Source organism: Streptosporangium pseudovulgare (assembly GCF_014648055.1).
Taxonomy (GTDB): Bacteria; Actinomycetota; Actinomycetes; order Streptosporangiales; family Streptosporangiaceae; genus Streptosporangium; species Streptosporangium pseudovulgare.
In genome coordinates this window covers 713,912-737,925 of sequence record NZ_BMQJ01000002.1, presented here as the reverse complement: position 1 = coordinate 737,925, position 24,014 = coordinate 713,912, and the positions used below count along the sequence as shown (strand labels likewise).

General features: G+C 72.6%; 23 protein-coding genes. 10 read left to right on the top strand and 13 right to left on the bottom strand.

Going from position 1 to position 24,014, the window contains the following annotated elements; all coding sequences use genetic code 11:
• The first annotated feature begins 133 nt into the window (after positions 1-133).
• The 4 genes from IEZ10_RS06965 (at position 134) to IEZ10_RS06950 (ending at position 4,082) form a co-directional block, all read left to right on the top strand.
• Positions 134-1,093, top strand: a complete 960-nt coding sequence (locus IEZ10_RS06965) for a hypothetical protein (protein ID WP_189245599.1) — start codon at positions 134-136, stop codon at positions 1,091-1,093.
• A 127-nt stretch (positions 1,094-1,220) separates the two neighbouring features.
• Positions 1,221-1,814, top strand: a complete 594-nt coding sequence (locus tag IEZ10_RS06960; RefSeq protein WP_189245598.1) for a Maf family protein — start codon at positions 1,221-1,223, stop codon at positions 1,812-1,814.
• 75 nt (positions 1,815-1,889) lie between these two features.
• On the top strand, positions 1,890-2,660 hold the full coding sequence (locus IEZ10_RS06955) for an EI24 domain-containing protein (RefSeq protein WP_189245597.1): 771 nt from the start codon (positions 1,890-1,892) through the stop codon (positions 2,658-2,660).
• Between the two features lie 285 nt (positions 2,661-2,945).
• The gene (locus IEZ10_RS06950) at positions 2,946-4,082 is read left to right on the top strand and encodes a DUF4192 domain-containing protein (protein ID WP_189245596.1); all 1,137 of its coding nucleotides are present in this window, start codon (positions 2,946-2,948) and stop codon (positions 4,080-4,082) included.
• Positions 4,083-4,106: 24 nt separating this feature from the next.
• On the opposite strand, the gene IEZ10_RS06945 is transcribed toward IEZ10_RS06950, so the two are convergent.
• The gene (locus IEZ10_RS06945) at positions 4,107-4,445 is read right to left on the bottom strand and encodes a hypothetical protein (RefSeq protein ID WP_189245595.1); all 339 of its coding nucleotides are present in this window, start codon (positions 4,443-4,445) and stop codon (positions 4,107-4,109) included.
• 144 nt (positions 4,446-4,589) lie between these two features.
• Between IEZ10_RS06945 and IEZ10_RS06940 the strand changes: the two genes are divergently transcribed.
• Positions 4,590-5,219 (top strand): DUF1707 and DUF4870 domain-containing protein, encoded by a 630-nt coding sequence (locus IEZ10_RS06940; RefSeq protein ID WP_189245594.1) that lies wholly within the window; start codon positions 4,590-4,592, stop codon positions 5,217-5,219.
• 204 nt (positions 5,220-5,423) lie between these two features.
• On the opposite strand, the gene IEZ10_RS38765 is transcribed toward IEZ10_RS06940, so the two are convergent.
• The 3 genes from IEZ10_RS38765 to IEZ10_RS06925 form a co-directional block, all read right to left on the bottom strand.
• The gene (locus IEZ10_RS38765) at positions 5,424-6,275 is read right to left on the bottom strand and encodes a septal ring lytic transglycosylase RlpA family protein (protein ID WP_229811018.1); all 852 of its coding nucleotides are present in this window, start codon (positions 6,273-6,275) and stop codon (positions 5,424-5,426) included.
• 495 nt (positions 6,276-6,770) lie between these two features.
• Complete coding sequence (locus tag IEZ10_RS06930) at positions 6,771-8,303, bottom strand: ATP-dependent DNA ligase (RefSeq protein ID WP_229811017.1); 1,533 nt, start codon at positions 8,301-8,303, stop codon at positions 6,771-6,773.
• A gap of 193 nt (positions 8,304-8,496) precedes the next feature.
• Positions 8,497-8,871 (bottom strand): FKBP-type peptidyl-prolyl cis-trans isomerase, encoded by a 375-nt coding sequence (locus IEZ10_RS06925; protein WP_189245592.1) that lies wholly within the window; start codon positions 8,869-8,871, stop codon positions 8,497-8,499.
• A gap of 458 nt (positions 8,872-9,329) precedes the next feature.
• On the opposite strand from IEZ10_RS06925, the gene IEZ10_RS06920 reads away from it, so the two are divergent.
• The 4 genes from IEZ10_RS06920 (at position 9,330) to IEZ10_RS06905 (ending at position 13,734) form a co-directional block, all read left to right on the top strand.
• Positions 9,330-10,622: an ABC transporter substrate-binding protein gene (locus tag IEZ10_RS06920; protein ID WP_189245591.1), complete on the top strand. Its 1,293-nt coding sequence runs from the start codon at positions 9,330-9,332 to the stop codon at positions 10,620-10,622.
• 167 nt (positions 10,623-10,789) lie between these two features.
• Positions 10,790-11,773, top strand: a complete 984-nt coding sequence (locus tag IEZ10_RS06915) for a carbohydrate ABC transporter permease (protein ID WP_189245590.1) — start codon at positions 10,790-10,792, stop codon at positions 11,771-11,773.
• A 91-nt stretch (positions 11,774-11,864) separates the two neighbouring features.
• Positions 11,865-12,668, top strand: a complete 804-nt coding sequence (locus tag IEZ10_RS06910) for a carbohydrate ABC transporter permease (RefSeq protein ID WP_189245589.1) — start codon at positions 11,865-11,867, stop codon at positions 12,666-12,668.
• A 70-nt stretch (positions 12,669-12,738) separates the two neighbouring features.
• A complete protein-coding gene (locus IEZ10_RS06905; RefSeq protein ID WP_189245588.1) occupies positions 12,739-13,734 on the top strand; it encodes a LacI family DNA-binding transcriptional regulator in 996 nt (331 codons plus the stop codon).
• A 51-nt stretch (positions 13,735-13,785) separates the two neighbouring features.
• Here IEZ10_RS06905 and IEZ10_RS06900 read toward each other — a convergent pair whose 3' ends face one another.
• From IEZ10_RS06900 to IEZ10_RS06890, 4 genes are all read right to left on the bottom strand, one after another.
• Complete coding sequence (locus tag IEZ10_RS06900; protein ID WP_229811016.1) at positions 13,786-14,784, bottom strand: LacI family DNA-binding transcriptional regulator; 999 nt, start codon at positions 14,782-14,784, stop codon at positions 13,786-13,788.
• Positions 14,781-16,151: a GH1 family beta-glucosidase gene (locus IEZ10_RS38760; protein ID WP_229811015.1), complete on the bottom strand. Its 1,371-nt coding sequence runs from the start codon at positions 16,149-16,151 to the stop codon at positions 14,781-14,783. The genes IEZ10_RS06900 and IEZ10_RS38760 overlap by 4 nt, the downstream gene beginning before the upstream one ends.
• A gap of 640 nt (positions 16,152-16,791) precedes the next feature.
• Complete coding sequence (locus tag IEZ10_RS06895) at positions 16,792-17,643, bottom strand: YflT domain-containing protein (RefSeq protein WP_189245586.1); 852 nt, start codon at positions 17,641-17,643, stop codon at positions 16,792-16,794.
• Positions 17,644-17,770: 127 nt separating this feature from the next.
• Positions 17,771-19,213 carry a GuaB1 family IMP dehydrogenase-related protein gene (locus tag IEZ10_RS06890; protein WP_189245585.1) on the bottom strand — a complete coding sequence of 481 codons (1,443 nt, stop codon included), beginning with the start codon at positions 19,211-19,213 and terminating at the stop codon, positions 17,771-17,773.
• A 134-nt stretch (positions 19,214-19,347) separates the two neighbouring features.
• On the opposite strand from IEZ10_RS06890, the gene IEZ10_RS06885 reads away from it, so the two are divergent.
• The gene (locus IEZ10_RS06885) at positions 19,348-19,812 is read left to right on the top strand and encodes a GyrI-like domain-containing protein (protein WP_189245584.1); all 465 of its coding nucleotides are present in this window, start codon (positions 19,348-19,350) and stop codon (positions 19,810-19,812) included.
• 147 nt (positions 19,813-19,959) lie between these two features.
• On the opposite strand, the gene IEZ10_RS06880 is transcribed toward IEZ10_RS06885, so the two are convergent.
• The 5 genes from IEZ10_RS06880 to IEZ10_RS06860 all read right to left on the bottom strand — a co-directional run bounded on the left by IEZ10_RS06880 (position 19,960) and on the right by IEZ10_RS06860 (position 23,761).
• Entirely contained in the window at positions 19,960-20,496 is a 537-nt protein-coding gene (locus IEZ10_RS06880) for a hypothetical protein (RefSeq protein ID WP_189245583.1), read from the bottom strand.
• A complete protein-coding gene (locus IEZ10_RS06875; protein ID WP_373287376.1) occupies positions 20,496-20,735 on the bottom strand; it encodes a helix-turn-helix transcriptional regulator in 240 nt (79 codons plus the stop codon). The genes IEZ10_RS06880 and IEZ10_RS06875 overlap by 1 nt, the downstream gene beginning before the upstream one ends.
• A 16-nt stretch (positions 20,736-20,751) precedes the next feature.
• On the bottom strand, positions 20,752-21,681 hold the full coding sequence (locus tag IEZ10_RS06870) for an ABC transporter permease (protein WP_189245582.1): 930 nt from the start codon (positions 21,679-21,681) through the stop codon (positions 20,752-20,754).
• Entirely contained in the window at positions 21,678-22,520 is an 843-nt protein-coding gene (locus IEZ10_RS06865; RefSeq protein WP_189245581.1) for an ABC transporter ATP-binding protein, read from the bottom strand. The genes IEZ10_RS06870 and IEZ10_RS06865 overlap by 4 nt, the downstream gene beginning before the upstream one ends.
• A gap of 107 nt (positions 22,521-22,627) precedes the next feature.
• Complete coding sequence (locus IEZ10_RS06860; protein ID WP_189245580.1) at positions 22,628-23,761, bottom strand: CaiB/BaiF CoA transferase family protein; 1,134 nt, start codon at positions 23,759-23,761, stop codon at positions 22,628-22,630.
• Between the last annotated feature and the right edge of the window lie 253 nt (positions 23,762-24,014).

The window sequence follows — 24,014 nt, the reverse complement described above, 5'->3', positions numbered from 1 at the left end:
GGACCAAACGTGAAAAAACCACTCGTTTTCTAAGTGTGATGGGTATCCCGCACGGGATAAGCCGATTTGTCGTACGCTCCCGATCGTGCTCGATGGGGTGGGTGAGACCGAAGGGACCCGTGGGACGGGTTCCGTGCCGACATACGTGGTGGCCGAGGCGGAGACCTCCGAGCTGCCGAAGATCGTCGCCGAGCCCGGACCCAAGCACCCCCCGGTCTCACCGGTGAAGCGGTCCCGCATCGGTGACCTGCCGATGCGGGTGATCTACCGGTTCCTGGCCGCGACCGTCGCCGTGGTCGTGGCCGCCGTGGCGGCGGTGATCGGTTTCACGTCGTCCGGCTCCTCAGACCGACCGGGCGGAGAGGCGTCGGGGCCGATCGCCGCGCCATCTGCCGCGACGCCCCCGCCCGGTCCCAGTTCCTCGCCCGAACCGCTGCCGGCGTCGGCGTCCTCATCGGCATCGGCGTCGGCGTCGGCCTCCCCGTCCGCGGCGCCGACCGCGAGCGCGGCCCCCGCCACGCCGCCCCGGAGCGCCGCGGTGCTCGCCGCCCTGGCCGACCCCCGCGTCCCCGAGCTGCCGGGCGACAAACGGCTCGGCAGGCTGCCCGGCAAGCCGCACGCCACCAAGCGCCGGATCCGGGACACCCGCTCCGGGGTGTCGCTGGTCCGCTTCGGCAAGCCGTGGAAGGGCTACGGCACCGCGCCGTTCGCCACCAAGCAGGTCCTGCCGAAGGTCAGGGGCGCGGCCACCCGCGCGATGCTCGTGAGCTGCCCGGTGCCGATCAACGTGCAGGAGACCGTCAAGGACACCGCGCTGCTGGCCGCGCGCTGGACGCTCAACCACCACCCCCGCGGCGGGAAGATCACCTGGACGGCATCCCAGCCGATCAAGGACGGCTGGGTGCTGGCCTACCAGGTGGGATACAAGGTCAAGGGCAAGTCCCGCCGTTCCATGGCCGCGGTCGCGGTGAAGGAGATCCCCGGCGCCGCCAAACCGGCCCTCGTCTTCGTGACCATCCCCGACGCCCAGCGCTCCCGCTGGCGCGACATCAACACCGCGATCTCCTCGATCTCCACGGTCAAGCCGGAGTAGGCCCGGCCGCGTCGTCCGCGCGGGAGCGGCCGTCCGCTCCGGACCCGGCGCCTTCCCACCGGCGCCGTGCCTGCCCGCGAGAGGGACCGTCCTTCACCCGTCACGGCGGACGCTAGGCTCGGCAGACGTGACCAGGATCGTTCTCGCCTCAGCCTCGCCCGCCCGTCTCGTCCTCCTGCGCAGCGCGGGGCTCGACCCCGAAGTCATCGTCAGCGGCGTCGACGAGGACGCCGTCACCGCCGACACCCCGGGTGACCTCTGCCTCACCCTGGCGCGCGCCAAGGCGGCGGCCGTGGCGCGTGACGTGACCGACGGCCTGGTCATCGGCTGCGACTCGATGCTGGAACTCGACGGCCGGGCCTACGGCAAGCCGTCCTCGCCCGAGGAGGCCGTCGCCCGCTGGCGGTCCATGCGCGGTCGCGAGGGCCGCCTGCTCACCGGCCACTGCGTGATCGACACCACGAGCGGCGCACAGGTGTCGGAGGTGGGGGCCACGGTGGTGCGCTTCGGCGCGCCCTCCGACGACGAGATCACCGCCTACGTCGCCACCGGCGAGCCCTGCCGGGTCGCGGGCGCCTTCACCCTGGACGGCCCCGGCGGCTGGTTCGTCGAGGGCATCGAGGGCGACCACGGCAACGTCCTGGGCATCTCCCTGCCCCTCCTGCGCCGCCTCCTCGCCACGCTGGGGGTCTCCGTGCCGGGCCTGTGGCGGCGCGCCTGACCTTCGGCCGGGGGCGCTCCGGCCGGAGACGCCGGCGTCGTACGGTGATCGGCCACTCCCGCTAATCTTCCGGCCATGGGTCATTTCCGCTCCTTCGCGAAGGGCGCCGGTTTCTTCCTCCAGGGACTGCGCTGGGTCGCGCGCAACCCCCGGTGGTGGCTGTTCGGTCTGGTCCCGGCGCTGATCGCGTTCGTGCTCTACGCCGTCGCGCTCTACTTCCTCGGTTCCAGCGCGCGGGACATCGCCGAATGGATGACGCCGTTCGCCGCCGACTGGGGGAAGGCGGCGCGCACCGCGCTGTACACCCTGCTCGGCGTGGTCCTCTTCGGCGCCGGGGTGGTCCTGGCCGTGGTGACCTTCACCGCGGTGACCCTGATCCTGGGCGGGCCCTTCTACGAGAAGCTCTCCGAGAAGGTCGAGGAGAGCCACGGTGAGCTGCCGGAAGGGCCCGAGGTCCCGCTCTGGAAGTCGATCCCCCGCTCCATCGGGGACAGCCTGGTCATCCTGGGCTACACGCTGCTGTTCACGATCCCGCTGTTCTTCCTCGGTTTCGTGCCGGTGGTCGGTCAGATCGTGGCGCCGGTCCTGGGTGCGCTCGTCTCCGGCTTCTTCCTCACCGCCGAGCTCACCACGCTGGCCATGGAACGCAGGGACATGCGGCGCAGGACACGCCTCGCCCTGCTCAGATCGGACAAGGCGGCCGTGCTCGGGTTCGGGGTGCTGCTCTTCCTCGTCTTCCTGATCCCGCTGGCAGCGGTGGTCGCGATGCCGGCCGCCGTGGCGGGGGCGACGGTCATGGTGCGGACGCGCCTGGCGCCCGCGGAGCCTCTCCACCGGCGGGACTGACGCCGGGCCGCCGTGCCGGGCGCGGTGCGTCCCGGAACCCGTGCGTCCCGGAACCCGTGCGGCACGCCGGGGGAGCCGCGTGGCGCGCTCCGGGATCCGGCGACATGTCCCGGGACTTCCGCGCGGTGCGTGCGGGGACTTCCGCGCGGTGCGTGCGGAGACTTCCGCGCGGTGCGTGCCGGGACGGCGGAGGGTTTTCCACAGGTCGGCCCGATCCGGGCCGGTCGTCCACAGAACGGGATTCGGCCCGGCGGGGGAGACCGGGAACGCGCGAGGCTCTGGGCCATGACAACCGACCTCCCGGCCTCGCCCGCCCCGTCCGTCCAGTCCGTCTCCCTCGCCGACCGGCCCGGCCTCCTGCTCAGATCCACCGAGGACATCCTCGGCGCCGTGCCGTACCTCCTGGGGTTCCATCCCGCCGACAGCCTCGTCGCGATCGGCCTGCGGGGCCGCCCTCCCCGGGGACGGCTGCATCTCACCGTCCGCTGGGACCTGCCGCCGGTCGACCCGGACGCCGCCCAGGTCGCCGCGGTCTTCCGCCGGGAGGGGGTCACCCAGGTCATCCTGGCCGGATACGGCACCGGCCCCCTGGTGACCCCCGTCATGGACGAGACCGTCGCGGCCTTCCACCGGGGCGGTCTCGTCGTCGTCGACGCGCTGCGGGTGGAGGACGGCCGCTACTGGTCCTACCTCTGCTCCCGGTCCGGATGCTGCCCTCCGGACGGCACACCGTACGATCCCCGGGCCGGGGAGATCGCGGCCCGGGCGACCGTGCGAGGGCTGGTCGCCTTACCCGACCGCGAGTCCCTGGCCAGGTCGCTCGACCCCGTCGGCGGTGCCGCGCGGGAGGCCATGCGGCGGGCCACAGCCCGGGTCACGAGGGAGATCGGGGAAAGGCTCGCCGTCTGCGGCGACGTCGAGGGGTTCGCGGCGGAGTTCGTGGCCGACGGCGTGGCCCGGGTCCGCGCGGCCATCGGCGCCTACGCCGCGGGCAGGCGGCTCGACGACGAGCAGGCGGCCAGGCTGGGGCTCGACCTGGCGGTGGTCCGCGTCCGCGACGAGGCGTGGGCGCTCGTCACCGACGACTCCTGCGACGTCCACCGCCGGCTCTGGCAGGACCTCACCCTGCGACTGGAGCCGCGGTTCGTCCCACCGGCCGCCTCCTTGCTCGGCGTGGTCGCCTGGCGGGAGGGCGACTCCGCGCTGGCCGGGATCGCCCTGACCCGCGCGCGCGAGGCCGACCCCGGCTACTCCATGGCCAATCTGCTCATGCACGCGCTGCGGCACCTGGTTCCGCCGCAGGCGCTGAAGGACAGGATGCCCAGCCCCGAGGAGCTGGACGAGGAGATGGGCAGTCCCCGGGCCGCATGGCTGCTGCCCATGATCTCTCTGCTGGAGGAAGCCGGGGCGTCGGCCGGATGACCGGCCGGTCCGGCGTCACCACCGTCAGTCTTCGGCGAGCCTGCGGCGCTCGTTGTAGGCCCGCATCCGCGGCGGGTAACCGGTCAGCTGCACGTCGTAGACCGGAAGCGACAGGTCGCGGGCCACCTTGCGGATCACCGCGGGAGAGCCGACCCGGCGCCTGGTCCACTCGCCGTCGTCCGCGATGGCCATCGCCGTGGTGTCCGTCGCGAAGGTCTCCGGCTCGACGTAGAACTCGACACCCCGGCGCGACTTGGCGAAGGCGATGAGCGCCTCGATGTCGGCGTCGGTGGCCTCACGATCGAACTTGGCGATCTTAGGGCCGCCTCGCCGCCTCAATCCGTAGCGATCCCGCCATCTCATGCCTCTTATATACATCTCCCAGGGGTCCGACGGTGTGATGCCAGGGTGATCCCTAGGGGATATCCAAGGGTTTATCCGGATGGACCGCCCGAAAGCTCGCCACGATCATGGAGGTAAGCCAGCGACGAAAGGTATGTCGGTCTCATGCAACGCACAGCGACACCGGGGGCGAACCCGTGGCGCGAAACCGGAGTGTCCCCCGCTCCGGGGCCGGGCCACGCCGGTCTGCGGGTCAGCAACCAGGACCGGGAGCAGGTCGTCGAGCACGTCAAGACCGCCTATGCCGAGGGACGACTCGACAAGTTCGAGTTCGACGACCGGCTGGAGCGGGCCATGACGGCCCGCGTCCACGGTGACCTCATGCCGATCATGTACGAGCTGTACGGCTCCCGCCCCGCCGCCCCCGCGTTCCACCCGCCGGCGGGCGGGCGATCCCTCCCGTATCCCGGCGCGCGGGCGAAGGACGGGGCGGACCGCGTGGGCGCGGCGGCGGCGCACCTGCTGCCGCTGACCGGCCTGCTCGCGATCGGCCCGCTGATCATGCTGCTCGCCGCCGGTAGGACCTCGCCCTACATCCGCAGGCACGCGGTCGAGGCGCTCAACTTCCAGTTGACGCTGCTGGGGGCGACCGTGCTCCTGGCCATCACCGTCGTGGGCGCCGTGCTGATCCCGGTGGTCTGGATCGGCGGCGTGGTGCTGTCGGTGGTCGGCGGAGTCAGGGGGCTGGCCGACGACGACTTCCGGTACCCGCTGACGATGCGCCCGGTGAAGTAAACCTCCCGCCGGCCGGGAGGGGACCGGCCGGGCATGAGGGGCTTCACCGAACGGGAGGGACCCGGGCGACCGGGAGGGGGGCCGGGAGCGGGAGCCGGGAGCGGGAGCCGGGAGCCGGGAACCGGATCTCACCGGCAGGCGTCACCGGCGGGCAGCGGGGGACGGGCGGTTGCGGGGTTTCGCCGGGCCGGTCGAGGGGGCCGGTCAGGTGGCGAGGACCTCGTACTCGACCCGCATGACGCCCGCGCCGGTGTCGCCGATGGCGGAGAAGGCCGCCCTGGACAGGTCCAGGCAGCGTCCGCCCGTGTAGGGGCCGCGGTCGTTGATCCGGACCGTCACCGACTCGCCGTTGGCCGGGTTGGTCACGCGGACCTTGCTGCCCAGGGGGAGGGTCTTGTGGGCGGCGGTCATCGCGTTCGGGTCGAAGCGCTCGCCGCTGGCGGTCATCTGCGGCTCGTCGTAGTAGGAGGCGCCGCAGGTGCCGCTGGAGATCACGCGTCCCGCGCGCGACGTGTCGCGGGTGCCGGACCGCCGTGTCTTCGGCCTGCTCGCCGCCTCGCCCTTCGACGTGTTCCGCGCGGTGCTCCCGGTCGTGTTCCTGGCGGTGCTCCCGGTGTCCTTCGACGTGGAGGCGGTGTCCCGCCCACCCCCGGACCGCGGCCGCGGAGCGGCCTTGGCGGTGGGGCGCGTGCCGGAGGACGTCCCCGTCGTGGCGGAGGTCCCGGGGGAGGCCGCGGGGGAGGGGGAGACACGGGGGCTCACCTCGTCGGCGGCCGCGGAGGCGTTCGGAGTGGGTGTCCCCGAGGAGGGCTTCTCAGAGGGGGAGGCGAGGACGTCCGGCGCGGCGTCGCCGGGGCCGCCGGTCTGCCGGGGAGTGAAGACGGCCGACGCGGACGCCCGGGAGGCGTGATCGTCGGCCGAGAGCGCCCAGGCGGCGCTCGACACCGCGACCACCGCGGCGGCGCCGGCGGCCAGGACGGCCAGGCGGCGCCGGCTCGCCTCCGGCTTCCGGAAGGGGAGTGTCTTGTCGGACGGGGGAGCGGAATGCAGGCCCAAGGGTAACCACGATCCAAGGTCGGGGACAGGACGCGAGACGGCCGTGGGGCATGGGGGACCAGGGGGATGCAGGCCGTTCTCGTAGGCGGGGAGACGGAATGTCGCCCGCGTAATGTGATTGAACATATGCGACAAAGAACTGGCAAAGGAAACTTAAAGCACTGCGAGTGATTCATCTCACTCTGCCAATGAATCTTGATGAATGCGCAAAGAAATGATCGTGCGCAGGTCGCGAGGGATCACGCCGACATCCGGATTCGCGATCTCCAGGTCGGCCCGCAGGGTTGCGAGCGTATGCGGTGAATCTTGGAAATACCGGCGAAATGCGGATTTTCGTCTGGCGCGCGGGTGGCCTGCCGCACACGTCGAACGCGATGATCCGTCCGGCGGCGTCCCGGGGCAGGGCTAGGCGGGGCGGGGCGGCGAACCCTCGGGGAGGCGCCGTGACCGCTCATGCCTCCGGATCGTTTCCCCGGTCCGAAGCTCTGGCGGCGGTCAGAGCATGAGGGAGCGCACCGTCTCGACGGTGTCGGCCTCGTCGGCCCTCTTGTCGGGGCGATAGCGGATCACCCTGGCGAAACGCAGCGCCATGCCACCGGGGTAGCGGCTCGACTGCTGGACTCCGTCGAACGCGATCTCGACCACGAGCTCGGGGCGGACGGCGACCGTCCAGCCGTCGGTGGGACCATCGGCGATCTCCAGCAGGCGGCCGGTCTGCCACGCCAACAGCTCGTCGGTCAGTCCCTTGAAGGTCTTGCCGAGCATGACGAAATCACCGGTGCCCGGGTCGAGCGCCCCCAGGTGAAGGTTGGAGAGCCTGCCCTGGCGCCGGCCGTGGCCCCATTCGGCGGCGAGGACGACCAGGTCGAGGGTGTGCCGGGGCTTCACCTTGACCCATCCGGCGCCGCGCCTCCCGGCGGCGTAGGGCGCCCGCAGGGACTTGACCACCACGCCCTCGTGGCCGCTCCGGAGCACGTCCTTGAAGAACGCCTCGGCGCTCGCGAGGTCGTCGGTCACCAGCCGGGGTGTCACCAGCTCCGCGGGGACGGCCGCCGTGAGGGCGGCGTGGCGGGCCTCGCCGGGCAGGTCGAGCAGATCGGCGCCGTCCACCCGCAGCGCGTCGAAGAAGAACACGCTCAACGGGGTCTTCGCGCGCATCCCCGGCACGTCGAGGCGGCTCGACACGCGGCCGGAGGTGACCTGGAAGGGCTGGGGGCGGCCGTCGGGACGCAGTGCGATGACCTCGCCGTCCAGGACCAGGTCCGCGGCGGGCAGCGCGCGGACCGCCTCGACCAGCTCGGGCACCTGAGCGGTGATGTCGTCGAGTGTGCGGGTGAAGACGGTCACCTCGTCACCGGAGCGGTGCGCCTGCACTCGGACGCCGTCGAGCTTCCATTCGAGAGCGACCGGTCCGCCCAGCTTGTCCAGCGCGGCGGCCATCGAGGCGGCGCTCTGGGCGAGCATCGGGGCGACCGGGTGGCCGACCTCCAGGTGGAAGGCGCGCAGGGCCTCGACCCCGCCCGCCAGTGCGGCGGCGCCCACGACGGGAAGCCAGCCGCGCAGGGTCAGCGCCCGCCGGACCTCCGCCACCGGGACCCCCGCGGCCTTGGCGACGGCCTCCGCCATCACCCCGTGCAGCGCGCCCTGGCGCAGCTCGCTGCGGAGCAGCCGGGACAGGAAGACCTGCTCCTGGCGGGTGACCGCGCCGAACAGCTCGTCGAGCAGGGCCTTGCGTGCGAGCTGGGAGCCGGGGCCGGCCTGGGCCTTGATGCGGTCGAGGAGGCCGTTCACCTCGCGCAGGGTGGCGGTCGCGACCAGACGGGGCTCGGGCGGGTCCTGCAGCGCGGCCCAGCCCACGCCGATGGTGCGCTGGGGCAGCTCGCCGGAGAGGTAGGCGATGGCTATCTCGGCCTCGCCGGGTTCGGTCCTGCCGAGCAGCTCCGCGAGCTGGGCGATCTTCGCCAGGCGTGCCGGGGTGGCCGCCACGGCGGCCGAGGTGCGTGCGAGCTCGATCAGCAACACAGCCATCACCCTACGAGTCGCGGCCGGTGTTCCGGCGGCGAGGGCCGCCGCTTTTCCGGGGCTGTCCGAGAACGGGGGCCCTGCCTGGGAACGCGTGGCGGTCCGGGAACGGGCGGCGATCCGGGAACGGGCGGCCGTCCGGAAGCGGGTGACCGACCGGGGCCGGCCGCCCGGGGACGGACGGCCGCCCGCGGTGACGTCAGTTCACGCCGAGCAGGTCGACGACGAAGATGAGCGTCTCACCCGGCTTGATGAGGGGCCCCGCGCCGCGGTTGCCGTAGCCGAGGTGGGGCGGGATGACGAGCCGGCGGCGGCCGCCGATCTTCATGCCCGCGACGCCCTGGTCCCATCCCGCGATCACCCGGCCGGCCCCCAGCGGGAACTGGAAGGTGTCGCCGCGGTTCCACGAGGCGTCGAACTCCTCGCCGGTGGAGAAGGCGACGCCGACGTAGTGCACGGTGACCATGTCACCCGGCTTGGCCTCCTGGCCGCTTCCCTCGACGATGTCGGTGATCTGCAGCTCCGAGGGGGCCTCACCCTCGGGGAAGTCGATCTCCGGCTTCTCCAGTGCCACGTGGTTCTCCTTATCGGTTGCGCGCCGGCCGGTTTCCGGCCGACCGGACGACTCTACGGGGTCCGGCGGGCACGCGACGGACGGAGGCACCCCCTCCCGGCCCGGGCGTGGCGCCGTGGGCGGGCGGGTCGCCCGGCGAAAGTGAGAGAGCGATTTCCCATCCGGTCCCGGCCGGGCTCCCCCCGGCTTCCGGGACGGGGACAGAACAAGATTCCGATGCGTCCGTGCGCCTCGGGGGAGCGCTCCCACGAGCCTTTGAAGATCTCTTCTAGATGGCTCTGAACTGCTCTGATTCAGACCCGGAGAGATCGGGGCGCCGGAGACGCCGCCCTCGCCCGCACGGCTCGGTAACGGCGATCGTTATCCCCGGGGATGTTGACACGCCCCCCGTGTGCCATCAGCCTCTCTCCCTGAGAGCGCTCTCTTCATGATCATCTTGAGGACCCAGGGAGGGTTCCATGAGCACCCCACGCCGCTTGCTCGCCCCGGTGGTCACCGCGTCCGCACTCGCCCTGAGCCTCACCGCCTGTGGCAGTGGTGCCGCCACGGGCGGCGCGGACGCCGCCAAGCCGGGGGAGAAGATCAAGCTGACGGTCGCCCTCTTCGGCGACTTCGGCTTCAAGCCGCTGTACGAGGAGTACCGGAAGACCCACCCCGACGTGGAGATCGTCGAGCGGGTGACGAAGTTCGACGACCACCACAACAACCTGGTCAAGCAGCTGGCCACCAACGCGGGCGCCGCCGATATCGAGGCCGTCGAGGTGGGTTTCATCAGCACCTTCACCGCCCAGCCCGCCAAGTTCCGCGACCTCAAGGAGTTCGGGCTGGACCGGCGGAAGAGCGACTACCTCGACTGGAAGTGGCAGCAGGGCCTGTCGAAGGACGGCTCCACGCTGCTCGGCCTCGGCACCGACGTCGGCGGCCTGGCCATGTGCTACCGCAGGGACCTGTTCGAGAAGGCCGGCCTGCCCGCCGACCGCGAGAAGGTCTCCGAGCTCTGGCCGACGTGGGACGCCTACATCGAGACCGGCAAGAAGTTCACCGAGGCCAAGGTGCCGGACGCCAAGTTCGTCGACAGCCCGGGAGAGCTGTTCCGGGCCATGGTCAACCAGGCCCCGACCGGCTTCTACGACCAGCAGGACAACCTCATCGCGGGCAGCAACCCGGAGGTGCGGAAGGCGTGGGACACCTCCGTCAAGGTCGTCCAGAACGGGCTGTCGGCCAAGCTCGCCGCCTTCTCCCCGCCGTGGAACACCGGCTTCGCCAAGGGCTCCTTCGCCACGATCATCTGCCCCGCCTGGATGACCGCCTACATCCAGGACCAGGCCAAGGACGCCGCGGGCAAGTGGGACATCGCCACGGTGCCCGGCGGCGCCGGCAACAGCGGCGGCTCGCACCTCATGGTGCCCACGCAGAGCAAGCACCCCAAGGAGGCGGCCGAGCTGATCGACTTCCTCACCTCCAAGGAGAACCAGGTCAAGGTCTTCAAGGAGACGGGCAGCTTCCCCTCCATCCCCGCCCTCTACGACGACCCGTCGATCCAGGGCTTCACCAAGCCGTTCTTCAACGACGCCCCGGTCGGCAAGATCTACTCCGAGGCCGCCAAGGCGCTCAAGCCCCAGCACCTCGGGCCGAAGGAGGCCCTGGTCCGCGCGGCCTTCGGTGATGGCATCGGCCGTGTCGAGCAGGGCAAGCAGCAGTCCGAGGAGGCCTGGAACCAGGCCCTCAAGGACGCCGAAACCGTCAAGTGACGGCGCGGCCGGCCCGGGACGACCGGGCCGGCGCCCCCGGCCCGAGCCGGCGCCCCCGGCCCCGTGCGGCGTTCTCGGTCCCGCGCCCCCGGCCCCGGCCCGGCGCCCCGGCCCCCTGATCCGCCGATCCCCGAAAGCGACCCCCCGACCTCCCGAAAGGCCCAGCCATGGCCACTCGTGCCCCGGACCGGCCGGCGGCCACGACCACGGGGCGGGCGTCCCACCGCCCGCCCCGGCGCTTCCTGAGCCACCGGTTCGACATGAAAGTCTCGCCGTACGCCTACGTCGCCCCGTTCCTCGTCCTGTTCTGCGCGTTCGGCGTCTTCCCCCTCGTCTACACCGCCTGGGTGAGCCTGCACGAGTGGACCCTGCTCTCGGACGTCCACAGGTTCATCGGCCTGGACAACTTCGCCACGCTGCTCGGCGACGGCTACTTCTGGAACGCCACCTTCAACACCCTGTCCATCGGGGTGCTGTCCACCGTCCCGCAGCTGGTCATGGCGATCTGGCTGGCGAGCCTGCTCAACCGCCCGCTGCGGGCGCAGACCTTCTTCCGGATCACCCTGCTGCTGCCCAACGTGACCAGCGTGGTCGCGGTCGTGGTGATCTTCAGCCAGTTGTTCGGCCGCGACTTCGGCCTGATCAACTGGGTGCTCTCCTGGTTCGGTGTCGACGGCGTCGCCTGGAGCGAGGGCGCCCTCTCCTCGCACGTCGCCCTCTCCGTCATGATCATGTGGCGGTGGACGGGGTACAACGCCCTGATCTTCCTCGCCGCCATGCAGGCCGTGCCACGGGAGCTCTACGAGGCGGCGACCCTCGACGGGGCGTCGCCGTACACCCAGCTCCGGAGGATCACCATCCCGATGATCCGGCCGACGATCATCTTCGTGGTGATCGTCTCCACGATCGGGGCGATGCAGATCATCGCCGAGCCGCTGCTGTTCGGCGCGGGCACCAACGGCGGCAACATCGTCACCGGCGGGCCGGACCGGCAGTTCCAGACGCTCGCGCTCTACGTGTACGAGCGCGGCTTCGTCAACTTCGACTTCGGCTACGCCTCGGCCGCCTCATGGGTGATGTTCGCCTTCGTGGTGGTCGCCGCGGCCGTCAACTACCTGTTCATCAGCCGTTCGCGGGGAGACCTGACATGACCTGGCCGGCGTACAGAGGACCCGGGGACGACCGGAACGGCCCGGGCGGCCGGGACGACCGGCGCGACGGGCGGAGGGGGGTGAGCGGCCGGTGAGGCTGCGCTATCTGACGCTGACCGCGGTGGCGTTCTTCTCCGCGTTCCCCCTGTACTACAGCGTGGTCGTCGCCTCCCGCGACAACGCCGCGCTCGCCCAGGTGCCGCCCCCGTTGCTGCCCGGCGGCAACTTCCTCGCGAACGTGGAGCGGGTCTTCGACACCGTCCCGTTCGGGCTGGCGTTGCTCAACTCGTTCGTGGTCTCCGGTTCGATCGCCCTCACCGTGATGTTCTTCTCGACGCTGGCCGGTTTCGCCTTCGCCAAGCTGCGGTTCCGGGGCAGGAACGTCATGCTGCTGATCACCGTGGCGACCATGATGGTCCCGGCCCAGCTCGGCATCATCCCGCTGTACATGCTCATGGTGAAGGTCGAGTGGACCGGCACCATGTACGCGCTGGTGGTCCCGGCGCTGGTCAACGCGTTCGGCGTGTTCTTCATGACCCAGTTCCTGCAGCGCGCGCTGCCGACGGAGCTGCTGGAGGCGGGCAGGATCGACGGCTGCACCACCTGGGGGCTGTTCCGCCACGTCGTGATCCCGGCGGCCCGGCCGGCGGCGGCCGTGCTCGGCATGCTCACGTTCATGACCGCCTGGAACGACTACTTCTGGCCGCTGGTCGTCCTGACCCCGGAGAACCCGACGGTGCAGGTGGCCCTGTCCACGCTCGCCAGCGGGTACGTCAACGACTTCGTGCTCGGGCTGTCGGGGACCGCGTTGGGGACCCTGCCGCTGCTCCTGGTGTTCGCGCTGCTCGGCAAGCAGATCATCGGAGGCATCATGCAGGGGGCGGTGAAGGGGTGAGCCGCGCCGGGCGGCGCGCCGCGGCGCCCGGGTCCGTCCGACGGAAAAAGGACTGCTGGGGGAGTGGCAGATGAGACGACCCACTTTGGAGGCGGTCGCCGCCCGCGCCGGAGTGTCCCGGGCGACCGTCTCCCGGGTGGTGAACGGCCAGGCCACCGTCACCCCGGACATCCGCGAGACGGTGATGCGGGCGGTGCGCGAGCTGGGCTACGTCCCCAACGGCGCGGCGCGGAACCTGGTCACCCAGCGGACCAACTCGATCGCGCTGGTGGTGTCGGAGTCGCCGAACCGGGTGTTCTCCGACGACCCGATGTTCTCCACGGTCATCCGCGCGGCCAGCCTGGAGCTGGAGGCCGCGGGCAGGCAGACGGTGCTGCTGCTGGCCGGGTCGCCGGAGAGCCACGCCCGGGTGGAGAACTACATCGGCGGCGGCCACGTGGACGGCGTCATGCTCGTGTCGAGCCACAGCGCCGACCCGCTGCCCGGCGCGCTCACCCGGTTGCGCGTCCCGGTCGTGTCGTACGGCAGGCCCGCCGTGCCGGTCGAGATCCCCTACGCGGACGGCGAGAACGCGGCGGGCGCCGAGCGCGCGGTGCGGCACCTGCTGGAGCGGGGTCGCCGCCGGATCGCGACCATCGCCGGGCCGCTGGACATGGTCGCCGGCCAGGACCGCCTCGCCGGGTACCGGGACGCCCTGCGGGAGGCCGACCGCCGCTCCATCGTCGCGGTCGGCGACTTCACCCGCGAGTCGGGCGCGACGGCGATGCGGCAGCTGCTGGAGGACGATCCGGAGCTGGACGCGGTGTTCACGGCCAACGACCTGATGGCGATCGGGGCCCTGTACGCGCTGCGCCAGGCCGGCCGCTCCGTCCCCGGCGACGTCGCGGTCGTCGGCTACGACGACATAGAGGCGGCCCGCTACACCGACCCGCCGCTCACGACGGTCCGCGCCTCGCACGCCGAGCAGGCCGCCACCATGGTGCGGCTGCTGCTCGCGCTCATGGAGGGAAGACCGGTCGAGCCGGTGATCATGCCGGCCGATCTCGTGGTCAGGCAGTCCGCATAACAGCGGTCGGACGGTCCGCGCGGAGGCGCCGGGAGGCCCGCGCGGAGGTGGTCAGGCGGCCCTCGTGGACTCCCGCACCACGAGTTCGGTGGGCAGCACCACGGGCCCCCGCTCCTCCAGGCCCAGGACCATCCGGGCGAGCCGCCGCCCCATCTCCTCGGTCGGCTGCCGGACCGTGGTCAGCGGCGGCTCGGCGTAGGAGGCGGCCGGGATGTCGTCGAAGCCGACGACGGCGACGTCACCGGGGACGGAGCGGCCGGCGTCCCGCAGCGCCCGCAGCGCTCCCAGCGCCATCAGGTCGTTGGCGGCGAACACCGCGTCCAGCTCCGGGTCGTCGGCCAGCAGGTGGCGCATGGCCGCCGTCCCCGACTCGCGGGTGAAGTCGCCGACCGCGACGATGGAGCGGCGGTCGGAGTCGCGCAGGACGTTCCGGTAGCCGGTGAGGCGGTCGATCCCGGCGACCATGTCCTGGGGGCCCGCGATGGCGGCGATCCGGCGGTGGCCCCGCTCCAGCAGGTGCCGCACCGCGCGCTCGGCGCCGCCGACGTTGTCCATGTCCACGTACGGCAGCTCGCCGGCCATGGTGGGACGGCCGCTGCAGACCACCGGGACGCCGCGGCGGGCGAGGATCGCCGGAAGCGGGTCGGAGCCGTGCATCGACGCCACGATCACGCCGTCCACGTGCCCGTTGGTGGCGTAGCGCTCGACCCGGCGGTAGCTGCCCTCGGTGCCGGCGAGCATCAGCACGAGCTGCTTGTCGGCCTCCTCGAACTCCATGCTGACGCCCCGGATGATCCCGCCGAAGGTCGGGTCGTCGGAGAAGACCCTGGTGGAGGGCTCGGGGAAGACCAGGGCGATCGAGTCGGCGCGCTGGGTGACCAGGCTTCGCGCCGCCTGGTTGGGGACGTAGCCCAGCTCGTCCACGGCGCGGTTGACCGCCTCGCGGATCTGCGGGGCCACCCGGGTGGAGCCGTTGATGACGCGGGAGGCGGTCGCCCGGGACACTCCGGCCCGGGCGGCCACCTTCTCCAGCGTCGGCCGTGCCCTCACAGGCCGTTCCGCCGGATGACGTCGCGATACCACAGGGCGCTGTCCTTGGGGGTGCGGCGCTGGGTGGTGTAGTCGACGTGCACGACGCCGAACCGCTTGCCGTAGCCCTCTGCCCATTCGAAGTTGTCCATCAGCGACCACACCATATACCCGCGCAGGTCGGCCCCCTGCTCGATGGCGGCGTGCGCGGCGCGCAGGTGCGCGTCGAGGTAGGAGACCCGGTCGGGGTCGTGGACCGCGCCGTCCTTCACCTCGTCGTCGAAGGCCGCGCCGTTCTCGGTGATGACCAGCGGGGTGCCCGGGTAGTCGCGCGACAGCCGCACGAGGAGGTCGGTCAGGCCGAACGGCTGGATGGCCCAGCCCATCGCCGTCTTCGGCGCGTCGGCGCCGCCGAAGGCGATCCCCTCGCTGCCGGGGAAGACCGGGCTGGCCGGCTCGCCGGGGCGGGCCGCGACGGTCTGCGGGGTGTAGTAGTTCACGCCCAGCAGGTCGATCGGCCGGCTGATGGTCTCCAGGTCGCCGTCCTCGACGAACGACCAGTCGGTGAAGCGGCGGGCCCGCTCGACCACGTCGGCCGGGTACTCGCCGCGCAGCACCGGGTCGAGGAAGATCCGGTTCTGCAGGCCGTCCACCAGGGAGACCGCGACGGGGTCGTCGCCGATCACCGGCGCGAGGTTCAGCGTGATGCCGACCTTCGCGGCCCCGCCGGCCCGCAGCGCGCCAACGGCGAGCCCGTGGCCGAGCAGCAGGTGGTGGACGGCGGTGAAGCCCAGTTCGGGCTCGGCGCGGCCGGGGGCGTGGATGCCGGAGCCGTAGCCGAGGAACGCCGAGCACCAGGGCTCGTTCAGGGTGGTCCAGGTCTCCACCCGGTCACCCAGCCGGGCGTGCATGATCGCGGCGTAGTCGGCGAAGCGCTCGGCGGTGTCCCTGGCGATCCAGCCGCCCCGGTCCTCCAGGCTCTGCGGCAGGTCCCAGTGGTAGAGCGTCACGATCGGGGTGACGCCGGCCTCGCGCAGCTCGTCCACCAGGCGGTCGTAGAAGTCGAGGCCGCGCGGGTTGACCGGGCCGGACCCGTCGGGCTGGATGCGGGGCCAGGAGACGGAGAAGCGGTAGGCGGCCAGGCCCAGGTCGCTCATCAGCCGGACGTCGTCGCTGCGGCGGTGGTAGTGGTCGCAGGCCACGTCGCCGGTGTGTCCGGCGCGGACCTTGCCGGGGGTCCGGGAGAAGGTGTCCCAGATGGAGGGGCCTCTGCCGTCGTCCGCGGCCGCGCCCTCGATCTGGTAGGCGGCGGTCGCCGCCCCCCACAGGAACCCCTCGGGGAAGGTCAGCGGGCCGGTGTCGCTGGACCCTGTGGCGGACGTGGTCATCTCTAAGGCTCCGTTCTGTCGGTCACGCGCGTGAGAGCGCTCTCCCGAGAATCGCGTTCCGGAGAAGGCGTGTCAAGAAAAACCCGACGGTAACCGTAGTGTCACGGATATCGCTTCCAGCGGAAGGGGCCGACAACTCTTCCAGAGAGCGCTCTCACGGCTCCGGGCGGATCACCCGGGGGAGGGCGCGTGGCCGGGGCTCCGCCGCCGTCCCGCCGACGGGCGCGGCCCGGCTCGGCGCTCGCCGTCACCGCCTACGGGTCCCCGGGCGGCGGAACCGCCGGCCCGGCGTGCGGTCTCCGCCGGGTACGGCGAGCACGGCGGCGGGACCGTCAGCGGGCGGGACCGTCAGTATCCACTCCCCGGTCCGGGACGTCGAGGCCGGCTCGCCACTTCGTCCGGGACCCGGAGGCCGTCCACGTCACCGCGTTCGGCGAGGGCACCGTCCCGGCGGCCGGCACCCGCGCCGGCGGGTCGACGCCGTGAGCCGGGACGACGCCGTGAGCCGGGACGGCAGAGGGCGCGGAGGCCACGGTGCTCGCCGTGGCCCCCGCGCCCTCCGTGCTCGTCGGCTCCGCCGGGACCCGCCGCGTATCCCCGGCGCGGCGGGGATCCGCGGCGGGGATCCGCGGAACGGAACCTAGGAGCGGCTCGGGTCGGCCGTGTCGCGGTCGGGCCGGGGAGCCTGCGCGGGAACCGAAGGACGCCCGTCCCCCGGCAGGTCCCGCCCGCCGGTGAGCCCGGTGGCCGGGGAACTCCCGTCCGCCGGCCGCTCGTCCACCGGCCGTCCGGTCACGGGCTGCTCGTCCGCCGCCTGCCCGGTCACCGGCCGTCCGGACACCGGGTGCTCGTCCGCCGCCGGCTCGGTCACGGGGTGCTCGTCCGCCGGCCGTCCGGCCGCGGTGCCGGGATACCGGACGCTCGGGGCGGTGGGCCGTACGGCGTCCGGGTCGTAGGTGCCCGCCGACGGCGGCACCTCGACGACGACGGTGTCGGCGGGGCCGCTGGCGGCCTCGATCACGGCGCGGGCGTCGTCCAGGTGCGAGGCCGCGACCAGCACGTCGTAACGGCCGGCGACGATCGCGCTGCGCGAGACGAAGTCCCGCTTGCCGCCGGTGAAGAAGTGGTTGACGAACCCGAACGCGGCCCCCACGACCGCGCCCCAGAGCGCGGCCCAGAGCACGAGCACGACGAACGACATCGTGGTGGAGGTGAAGAGCCCGAGGAAGGCCCCCACCACGGCGCCGAACGCCAGGCCGTTGCCGGCGCCCCGGAGCGCGGCCCTGCCGTTGGTCATCCGGCCGGTGACGGTCTCCTCCAACCGCAGGTCGCTGCCGACGATCGCCACGTGCTCGACGGGGAATCCCGCGTCGGAGAGCATGTCCACGGTCCGCTGAGCCGCCGCGTAGTTGTCGTAGCCGACCAGCACTCTCCGGTCCACGACGACGAGCCGCTCCGCGGGCGTCGTCGTGGCGGTGGGTACGTGTGTCATGTCCGCTCGCCTTCCCGCTGTGTCAGTGGGTGATCGGTCAGGCGACTACCCCGCCGCGCGGCGACAATGCGCGCGCCCGCCGTACAGGTGTGTGACCGTACGGCGGGCGCGGGCGGGAGGACGCGGGTTACCAGCTCTGGTGCAGCGGCATGCCCTCGGTGTAGCCCGAGGAGCTCTGCACGCCGACGACCGCGCGCTCGTGGAACTCCTCCAGGTCGGCCGCCCCGGCGTAGGTGCATGCCGAGCGCAGGCCCGCCACGATGGCGTCGATCTGGTCCTCGACGCTGGGCCGGACCGGGTCGAGGTACATCCTGGAGGTGGAGATGCCCTCCTCGAACAGCGCCTTGCGGGCCCGCTCGAAGGGGGAGTCCTCGGCGGTGCGCAGCTTCACCGCGCGGGCCGAGGCCATGCCGAAGTTCTCCTTGTACCTGCGGCCGTCGGCGGCCGTGCGGGTGTCGCCGGGCGACTCGTACGTGCCGGCGAACCAGGAGCCGATCATCACGTTGGACGCCCCGGCGGCCAGGGCGAGGGCCACGTCGCGCGGGTGGCGGACGCCGCCGTCGGCCCAGACGTGACGGCCCAGGCGGCGCGCCTCGGCCGCGCACTCCAGCACGGCGGAGAACTGCGGGCGGCCCACGCCGGTCATCATCCGGGTGGTGCACATGGCGCCCGGCCCGACGCCGACCTTGAGGATGTCCGCCCCGGCCTCGACGAGGTCGCGCACCCCGCCGGCGGTGACGACGTTACCCGCGGCGACCGGCACGCCCGGGTCGAGCGCCCGGACCGCCTTCAGCGCGCTGATCATCTTCTCCTGGTGTCCGTGGGCGGTGTCCACCACCAGGCAGTCCACCCCGGCCTCCAGCAGTTCCCCGGCCTTGACGGCCACGTCGCCGTTGACGCCGACGGCGGCGGCGACGCGCAGCCGGCCCGACGCGTCCACGGCGGGCTTGTAGAGGGTGGCCCGCAGCGCGCCGGTGCGGGTGAGGATGCCGACCAGCCGGCCGTCGCCGTCGACGATCGGGGCGAGCCGGTGGCGGCCCTCGTGGAGCCGGTCGAACGCCTCGCGCGGGTCCAGGCCGGCGGGCAGGGTGAGCAGGTGGTCGGAGGACATGACCTGCGACAGCTGCGTGTACATGTCCACGCCGGCGCAGTCGCCCTCGGTGACCACGCCTGTCGGGCGGTTGTCCCAGTCGACGACGATGATCGCGCCGTGCGCCCGCTTGGGCAGCAGGTTGAGCGCCTCGCCGACGGTGTCGTGCGGGGTGAGGGTGAGCGGGGTGTCGTGGACCAGGTCACGCCGCTTGACCCAGTCGACGACGTCGGCAACCACCTCGATGGGGATGTCCTGCGGGATCACGGCGATGCCGCCGCGGCGGGCGACGGTCTCGGCCATGCGGCGGCCCGCGACCGCCGTCATGTTGGCCACGACGATCGGGATCGTGGTGCCGGTGCCGTCGTGGGCGGCGAGGTCGACGGAGAGGCGCGAGCCGACCGAGGAGCGCGACGGGACCATGAAGACGTCGCTGTACGTGAGGTCGTAGGCCGGGGTCATCCCATTGAGAAACTTCACGTTCGTCCACCTTATCCGGTGATGACGCGGCAGGAGCCTTCCCCGTTCCGGCGATCGGGAACGGGGACCGCCGCTCCGGGCTGCGGCTAGGATCCCGTTTGCGCGAATCAAGCGGGATGGCCATGGGAGGCGTTGTGATCGTCGTTGATCGGCCCGAGTTGCTGGTCGTCGGCCGTGCCGTACGGACGTCGAACGCCGAGGAGGGGGAGGGCCGGGGACGGCTGGCCGCACTGTGGGCGCGGGTCGGGGTCCCCGGAGCGTTCGCCCACGTCCCGGGCCGGGTGGACGAGAACGTCTACGCGGTGTACACCGACTACGAGAGCGGTCACCACGGCGCCTACACGGTGGTCGTCGGGGCGGCGGTGCGCAGCGCCGCCGCCATGCCCGAGGGGATGGTCGCGGTACGGGTGCCCGCCGTGCCGTGCCTGAAGCTGGAGGCCCGCGGGCAGCTGCCCGGGGCGCTGCTGGACGCCTGGCAGCGGCTGTGGAAGCACACCGAGTCGGGCGGCACCCCGCCCCGCGCCTTCACCACCGACCTTGAGGTCCACCACGCCGAGGGCGTGGACGTCTACGCCGCGGTCTTCCCCTCGATGGGCTGACGGGGCGGGCGGCCGGACCCGGTGATCGTCCGGCCCGCGCTTCGGCCGCCCCGCGGCGTCCCGTCGTCCTCCGGCCGTGCCCCGGCCGTCCTCCGGCCGTGCCCCGGCCGTCCTCCGGCCGTGCCCCGGCCGTCCTCCGGCCGTTCCTCAGTCGTCCTCGTCGTCGTCCCGCGGCGGGTCGGGCATCCGCCAGGCCGCCAGGAGGGACGGCAGGATGAGGTGCGTCGCGATCGCGGCGTACACGAGCAGGAAGGGCGCCGTCGTCGGAACCTCGACGACCGACCTGTCCCCGTCCCTGACGGCGATGGCGACGAGCGCGAGGACCGCGCCGAGCATGATCGTGGTGCCGCGCCGGGAGTCGGCCTGGAGCCGCAGGCGTTCGAGGGCCTGCCGCTCGTCGAGGTGACGCTCGGCGAGGCCGATGACGCCGCGGGTGGCTCCGACGAGGGCCGAGTAGACCACCGCGTAGATCACCAGCGCGGCTCCCCACAGGGCGAAGGTGGTCCACATCGCCAGGGAGCTCGGTGCGAGGTACCAGCACACGACCGCGCTGATCCAGCCCAGCGCGGCCGAGGCGCCGCCCACGCCGGCCAGGACGCGGCGGCTCCGGCGGGTGGCGTACCAGGAGCGCGGCGGCCAGGTGCGGTAGTGCCTCTCCATCTGCTCGGGGGTCAGGCCGCTCATCACTTCACCTCACTGCCGAGTCGGGGGAACGGTTTCAGGGAGAAGACGACCTCCAGCGGCACCTCGAAGTACGCGGCGATGCGCAGGGCCAGGTGCAGGCTGGGGCTGTACTCGCCGCGTTCGAGGTAGCCGATCGTCTGGTAGTGGACGCCCAGCGCGGTGGCCAGGTCCTTGCGCGACACGCCGCGCTCGGCCCGCAGCACCGAGATCCTGTTGTAGACGTCTTCCGTGGCCACCACGGTAGTCTCCCAGCTCTCAGGACGCCTGCGCGGCCGGTCGCCGATCGGCGAGCCGGGACCCGGACTCGCGCCGGGTCACCCGGCGGACCATGACCGGGGCCAGCAGCATCCCCGCGACCGCCCACGCGCCGAGCGCCACGGCCACCCAGGGCAACCGCCAGCTTCCGGCGATCTCGGCGGCGAGCATGCTGTCGGGCATGAACGCCGCCCGCAGTCCGAGCCCCTGCCAGTAGAGGGGGAACGCCTGCGAGACCCACTGGACGGGCTCGGGCATGAAGGTCACCGGAATCATGACGCCGGAGGTCACCATCAGGATCATCATCGGCAGGCCCACGGCCCCCGCGGCGGTCTTCGGGTTGGGCAGCAGGCAGCCTATGGCGACGCCCAGCGGGACCACCGCGACCGTGCCGAGCAGCAGCGCCCAGGTCAGCGTCAGCCAGTCGCGGGGCAGCCCGGCGTCGCCGACGACCACGCCGGTGGCCAGGATCAGCACGCCCTGCACGACGATCTGGCAGAGGAAGGTCACCGCCCGCCCGGTGAGGTAGGCGGTGATGCCGCCGGGGAGGGTGCGCAGCCGCAGCAGCGTCCCGTCCTCCCGGTCGGTGGTCAGCGCCATCGGCAGCGCCATGAGCCCGTTGGAGAAGACGGTGAACGCGAGGAAGCCGATGGTCATGAACGTCGACTGGGAGACGCCGGTGCCCTCCACCGGGCCGTCGCCGATCCACAGGATCAGCAGCGCGAAGACCCCGACCGTGCCGACCATGTTGTTGATCAGCTCTCTGCGGTCCCTGACCAGGTGCAGGTACTCCGTCCAGCCCCGCCGCAGCCCGACGCGCAGTCCCCTGGCGTTCACACCGCCTCCCCCCGCCCGGGGTGTCCCGGTGGCCGCGCCGCCCGGAAGGGTCGTCGTGGTCGTCGTGGTCGTCGTGGTCGTCGTGCCGGTCATGCCGCCCTCCCGATGAGGCTCAGGTAGTTCTCCTCCAGTGACGGGCGCCGGACCTGCAGGCCCGGCACCGGGCCGCCGAACCGCTCGTGCAGCTCCCACGCCGCCCGCGACGGGTCGGCCGTGGTGAGGACCCGCTCGCGGCCGTCCTCCAGCCAGCGCACCTGCGACTCGGCCCGTACGGCGTCGGCCAGCTCGGCCGGACTCCCGCACGCGACGATCTCCCCGCGGACCAGGATGGCGGTGCGGTGCGCCAGCTTCTCGGCCTCGGCGAGGTCGTGGGTGGTCAGCAGCACCGTCATGCCGTCGGCGGCAAGCCTCTCCACCAGCAGGTGGAACTCCCGGCGCGCCTCCGGGTCGAAGCCGGTCGTCGGCTCGTCCAGGAACAGCAGCTCCGGCCGGCCCATGATGCCGAGCCCCACGTCGAGGCGGCGGCGCTGGCCGCCGGACAGGCGGTTCACCCGTTGCGCGGCCTGCTCGGTGAGCCCCAGCGCGGCCAGCAGCTCGTCGGGGTCGCGGGGGCGGTCGTAGAACTCCCCGACGTGGGCCAGCAGCTCCCGGACGCCCCAGCGGCCGTGGTCGCGCCAGTTCTGCAGCACGATCCCGAGCCTGGCCCGCCAGGCGTCGCCGCCCCGGGCCGGGTCGGCGCCCAGCACGCTCACCTCGCCCGCCGACCGGTTCCGGAAGCCCTCCAGGATCTCGATCGTGGTGGTCTTGCCCGCGCCGTTGGGCCCGAGCAGCGTGAAGATCTCGCCGCGCCGGATGTCGAGGTCGACGCCTCGCAGCACCTCGGCCGTGCCGTACGCCATCCGCAACCCGCGGACGCTCACCGCAGTACTCATGCCATGGAATGTAGTACACCTACTACATTTCACACAACTCACATGACAAAGGGCGGCACATCCGCTACGGATGTGCCGCCCTCGGGTAAGGGGCGGGCCGGGTCGGCTCAGGCGAGCACGCCCGCGGCGCGCAGCCGTTCGGCGGTCCCCCGGTCCAGCCCCCAGTCCGACAGGTCCGAAAGGAGGGTCGCGGGGGAGAGGTCCGGTTCGCCCGCGCCCTCCAGCCGTGGCGCGGGCGCGGGCTGGCGGACCCCGCCGACCTCGACGAACGTGCCGCGGGCCCGGTTGTGCGGGTGCTCGGCGGCCTCGGCCGGATCCAGGACCGGCACGACGCAGGCGTCCGACCCGGCGAACACCTCCTCCCACTCGGCGCGGGTCCGGGAACGGAACGCCTCGGCCAGCCGCTCGCGCAGCTCCGGCCAGCGCGCCCGGTCGTCGCGGTCGGGCAGGTCGGCGAGGCCCATCAGGGCCGTCATCTCCGCCCAGAACCGCGGCTCCAGCGCGCCCACCGCGACGAAGCCCCCGTCGGCGGTCTCGTAGGTGTCGTACATGGGGGCGCCGGTGTCGAGGAGGTTGGTGCCGCGCGGCCCCCAGAAGCCGCTCTGCACGCCCTGGTAGAACATGGCGAACAGGGTCGCGGCGCCGTCCACCATGGCCGCGTCGACCACCCGGCCCCGGCCGGTCCGCTCCCGCTCGAACAGGGCGAGCAGCACGCCGTAGGCGAGCATGAGGCCGCCGCCGGCGAAGTCGCCGAGGATGTTGATCGGCGGGGTGGGCTTGCCGCCCTCGCGGCCCAGCAGGGACAGCACGCCCGCGACGGCGATGTAGTCGATGTCGTGCCCGGCGGTCATGGCCAGCGGGCCCTCCTGGCCCCAGCCGGTCATCCGCCCGTACACCAGCCGGGGGTTGACGGCCCGCAGGTCCCCGGGGCCGATGCCGAGGCGCTCGGCGACGCCCGGCCGGAAGACCTCGATGACCACGTCGGCGTGCGCGGCCAGCTCCCGGAACGCGGCCACCCCCTCGGGCGACTTCAGGTCCAGCCCGATGGTCCGCTTGCCGCGGTCCATCACGTCGCGCCGGGGCCGGTCCCCGGCCGCCGCGACCGCGGCCACCCGGTCGATCCGCAGCACCTCGGCGCCGTGGTCGGCCAGCATCATCCCGGCGAACGGGCCGGGGGCCAGGCCGGCCAGCTCCAGCACGCGGACTCCGGACAGCGGGCCGCTCCTGGTCACGCGCTCCATGCGATCTCCTCTCCGGGGCCAAGTAGAACAACATTCGGCTCCGGGTGGCAAGACGTCCGCGCCGGGACGTACGGGCCGCATGCGGGCCGCATGCGAGCCGCGTGCGAGCCGGATGCGGGCCGTGCGCGGAGCCGGGCGGTGACCGGGATTCCGGCCCGCGAGCCCCGGGCGGCGGCCCGCGTCCCATCGCCCGTTCGGGACCGCCGGCGGCCGGTCGGTGTGGGAAACTTGCGGCTTATCCGATGGGATCTAG